At 57.6% G+C, this 4,554-nt stretch carries 4 protein-coding genes; all 4 read right to left on the bottom strand.

Going from position 1 to position 4,554, the window contains the following annotated elements; all coding sequences use genetic code 11:
• A partial coding sequence (locus ACUW6V_RS20680; RefSeq protein ID WP_454038854.1) for an OmpA family protein occupies window positions 1-1,650 on the bottom strand: 1,650 nt, incomplete at its 3' end.
• Window position 1,651: 1 nt separating this feature from the next.
• Window positions 1,652-2,338, bottom strand: a complete 687-nt coding sequence (tssL, locus tag ACUW6V_RS20675; RefSeq protein WP_014729023.1) for a type VI secretion system protein TssL, short form — start codon at window positions 2,336-2,338, stop codon at window positions 1,652-1,654.
• Window positions 2,335-3,684: a type VI secretion system baseplate subunit TssK gene (gene tssK, locus ACUW6V_RS20670; protein WP_069684125.1), complete on the bottom strand. Its 1,350-nt coding sequence runs from the start codon at window positions 3,682-3,684 to the stop codon at window positions 2,335-2,337. The genes tssL and tssK overlap by 4 nt, the downstream gene beginning before the upstream one ends.
• Window positions 3,685-3,698: 14 nt before the next feature.
• A partial coding sequence (gene tssC, locus ACUW6V_RS20665; protein WP_454038853.1) for a type VI secretion system contractile sheath large subunit occupies window positions 3,699-4,554 on the bottom strand: 856 nt, incomplete at its 5' end.

Below are 4,554 nucleotides of genomic sequence, written 5' to 3'. Positions count from 1 at the left end.
ACCGCTCTCATCCTGTGAGGGCGGCAGGGGAATGTCCGGCAGCCGGCAGGCGTCCGCCTGCGGCACCAGACTGATTTCAACGCGACGGTTCAGCGTCCGTCCTTCTGCCGTGGTGTTGGGCACCGCCGGGCGGCTTTCGCCGTAGCCCTGCACCGCAAAGCAGCTCTCCGGCACATCGCCGGTGTCGCGCATCCAGTCGCGCACCGCTTCGGCGCGCTTAAGCGACAGCTGCTGGTTGGCGCGTTCGTCGCCCACATCGTCGGTATGCCCGGCGACCACAATCAGCCAGCCCGGTCTGGCCTTAATGCCCACCAGCGCGTTCACCAGCACTTTCGTGGAGCCGGATTTCAGCCGCCACTGACCGGTGTCGAACAGTGAAAGCGCGTCCAGGCGGATCGTCTGTGGCGCTGGGCTGGTTGGTGCAGAAGGAGGAACATAACCATCAATCGCCTGCTGTAACGCCAGCCAAAGCCGCTGCCCGGTGTACAGGCCCAGTCCGTAACGCTGGGGTTCTCCCTGGCGCTGCCAGCGCTCAAGAAGCAAAGCATCACGCTTAAGTACGCTCAGCGATTGCGCTTTAGGCGCAGTGCGGCCCATAGGGATCGCGCGCCAGCGCGCCAGATCGCCGCCGATTTGCTGAATCAGCCGTTGATTGTTGGCAACAGAAAAGGCCAGGGCGGCCAGGGCGCAGCACAAAAGAAGCGCGGTAGCGCGACGGCCCGTTTTCCCGCCTGGCATCGGCGCCGTATAGGGCGTAAGAAGTGCCAGCAGCGGATCGGCAAATAAAGAGGCAGGCACTGCGCTGCCTTCGCTGACAGAGAGCTGCAAACAGGTACGTTGATATAGCCATTTTGACCATAGTGCCTGGCTATCCGAATCCATAGCACCTGTACGGAACGCCACCGCAAAAGGGAGTACAGGAGGAAAAACGCGGTCAGCTTTGCTCAGTTCATTGATGACAATCTGCCTGATAAAAGCAAAAGCTTCTTTAAGCACTGGAAACGCCATAAGACGATTTTCTGTCTGCAGCCATTCATCAAGCGATGCCTGCGGCGCGTTTTCAGGACAAACAAAAGGCTGATTGCCGCGCACGATAGTCCAGGGCGTTTCAGGGCCGGAGAAACGGCAATTAAGCAGTACCGGTAGCGGAAAACCAGTCAGCAAAGTAACTTGCCGGATTGCCTGGCGTACCGTTTTAAGCCCGGCGCGTAAAACAGCCTCATCCTGATGCTTATCCGCAAGGCAGCAATACATCACCGCCAGTTGCCCTACCAGCGCGGGTTGGTGAGCCTGCAACATGCGAACCACATTTTGTAGTTCGCTGACATTGTCGACACGCAGCCAGCAGCCTTGTGCGGTATGGCGAACCGGCTGGGTAGGAAACAGCTGCTCCAGTCCATCCCCGCACACCAGTACAAGCAGCCCCGACAGGGAATCAGGAAGTGAGGTAATGACCGGGGAAGCTTGCGATGAGGGAATATCACACCGGCGTGCCACCCACATAATCCGACTGGCAGCAGCCACCAGCAGCAGACTTATCAGCCCTTTAATGGCAACCAACAGCGGAATGAAACACCACAGCAGCCACAGCAATGCCGCAAGGCAAATCAGTAAAGACGGGAGCATGGAGAGAATGAGCGGCTTGCGCATGTCAATGCAGCTCCGGAAGTTCAGCAGACAGGAGCGCCTGAAGCCAGAGATGCCCGCACCACCAGGCGATCACGGTGATGATGATCGAAACCAAGATCCAGAATCCGACAGAACGCAGCAGGTTATAACGCCGTTTTTTTGTTTTGCGAACAACCAGAGAAATATCGCTCTTCACCGGCGGCACCCGCGCACTCAGGGCGTTTAGCGTTTCCTCTCGCTGAGTTTGGCTGACGGTTTTCACACCGTAAAGCCCCTGAAAACCCAGCGAAAGAACACGGTGGTAGCAGGTTAAGACGGCCTGTAATGGCGCGGGCTGGCGTAATACTTCTGCAATGCGATCCCAGAGCGCCTCGCCTGCACGTAAGGATCCAAAGTATTTAGCTTGCAGGGGGGCCATTCGCCATTCTCGCTGGCCTTCATCGGTTATCACCAGTTCCCCGTCCTCCCTCAGCGCTGGTTTGCGGCTCATCACCGTTTCATCCAGTAGCGCGCACTGAGCATATGAAATGTGTTCTATGCTGGCATCGTCATAGCCCGCCTGTGTAAGCGCTTCGCGGACGCTTTCCACCTGGGCGCAGCAGGTTTTGTACAGCGATTTCCCATCAGGGACAGAAGCGCCATAGCGCAACATCGTGACTGTTAGCCACGTATCGGCCATCAATTGATCAATGTCGATTTCTTCTCTCATGAGCGCAGCACCGCAAACAGTTCAATTTCAAGCGCGCCCAGCAGAGACGGTACATAAAACATGCATACGCCCTGCTCCAGCATGTCGCGCGCGGCCGCGCTTTCCATATCCAGCGCAAAATAGTGATTTTCCAGGCGCACCGGCAGCGCAGCAGGCACGCGCATCACCGGAATCAGCGGTATGCCATTCAGCGCGCTGATGGAAACCGCGTTTACTTCATCCGGGGAGCCAGCTTTACAGAGTTCAGGAAAACGTTCGGCAATTTGCCAGGCAGGAATATCGGATCGTACAGAAAGATAGAAATCAGCCTCTTCCCGCAGGCGCATGTCATGCAGCGAGGTTTTCCAGGTCAGTTCATCCAGCCGTGTCATTGGCAGCGCGATAACCCGTGACGGCAGGCTTGCTTCCAGTAATTCGGTTATCAGATCAAATAAACGGGGAAAAGTGTGCTCCGGCTCGGCGTGGTCGTATCCGGGAATAATGTCCAGATCGTGTTCGAGTGAAAACGTCAGCATGCTGCCTGCGAGCCGTGCCAGTTCAGCCCAGACCTGTTCAGGATGACGTGCCGGAAAGCGTTCATATTCGCTCAGCACGCGGGCATGGGAATTCAGGGCATTAAGCAACCAGAACAACGACACATCCGCGACAGCAAAATCAGCAAGCCGCTCGTTGCTTTCACGACGCATAGACATTAATCGCTGGCGGCGGGAGCGCAACTGGCGATTCAGCAACACCAGACGCTCCTGTAACATCGCGCTTGCGGAAAATAACGCCATTGGCGGAATAAAACTCGCGTCCTGTCGCCAGCCGCCTTGCCCGTCACGAACCAGTCGACTTACAGGACAGGTTTGCCAGGATTCATTACTTTCATGCCCAAAGCGTAAAGAGAGATTAAAGTGCGCCACGGCAACAGACTCTTCTTCGGGTCCAAATGCATCGGGCAGTGAAACCCACTCCTCGCGGTAGCGTAACGGACGCTCAGAGACGAAAGAGGCTTTCTGCACGTTTATAATGCCGGGCTGCATCAGTGGCAGAGCCAGCAGTAAAGTAATGCTATCTTGCCCTGCCAGCTCATGCGGGTTGAGTTCGCGGGGTTGCGGCGGAAGGTCGCTGTTCAGCGTATCTACCAGCGTGCCATCGGGGAGCCATAAACGCAGAGCGCGCACCTGAATACGTCCGGAAGCAAGCAGCTCGTCATCCAGTTCAACGCGCTCTACGCCCCACGGAAACGGCGATGACAGCCCTAACACCCCGGCATTAGTGAACGCCTCCCAGGCAGATTGTTGCTGAAATTGCTGAGGGGACAGCAGCGCCCCCTCGTTCCACAGTGGTCGAAATATCTTCATTCCATCTCCGCCCGTCACGCCTTCGCTTTAGGCATCTGTGACACCAGCGACAGGCTGACGTCCATGCCTTCCATCTGGAAATGCGGCACGGCGTACAGCCTGACGCGGAAAAAGCCCGGGTTGTCTTCGATATCTTCCACCACCACTTTCGCATCGCGCAGCGGGTGTGACGCCTGCAGCTCGTCGCCCGGGTCAGTCATCTCCGTCACCAGACCGCGCACCCAGTTGTTCAGCTCCAGCTCCAGCAGACGGCGGTCTTTGGTGGTGCCGATGTTCTCGCGCTGAATCAGCTTCAGGTAGTGCGCGATGCGCGACAGCAGGAAGATATACGGCAGGCGCGCGTTGATGCGGCTGTTGGCCGTCGCGTCCGGCGTGTCGTACAGCGCCGGTTTCTGCGCCGAGTTCGCCGAGAAGAAGCAGGCGTAGTCGCGGTTTTTGTAGTAGGAGAGCGGGATAAAACCGAGGTTCGCGAACTCAAATTCACGGGTCTCCGGGATCATCACTTCCGACGGGATTTTCACCTGATTGCCGGTGCCGAGGTCATAGAGATGAATCGGCAGGTCCTGCACCGCGCCGCCCGCCTGCGGGCCGCGGATCTGCACGCACCAGCCGTTATTAATGAAGCTCTTCACCATATTGGCCGCGAAGGCAAACGACGCGCTGGTCCACAGGTATTTTTCGTGGTCCGGCCCTTTCACCTCTTCCACATAGTTAAAGCTGCGCACCGGCACGGTGTCCGGGCCGTACGGCAGGCGGCCCAGCACGCGCGGCAGGATCAGGCCGATATAGCGGGCATCGTCGGTGTCACGGAAGGCTTTCCACTTGATGTATTCGGCGCGGTCAAAGTAGTTGCCGATGTCCTTAATCGCC

Source organism: Cronobacter sp. 153480017-3, assembly GCF_053627815.1.
This window is presented reverse-complemented; position numbering and strand designations above follow the sequence as displayed.

Excerpts from the sequence above, each read along its gene's own strand:
- tssL (WP_014729023.1), bottom strand. The coding sequence starts at position 2,338 with ATGAGAGAAGAAATCGACATTGATCAATTGATGGCCGATACGTGGCTA.
- tssK (WP_069684125.1), bottom strand. The coding sequence starts at position 3,684 with ATGAAGATATTTCGACCACTGTGGAACGAGGGGGCGCTGCTGTCCCCT.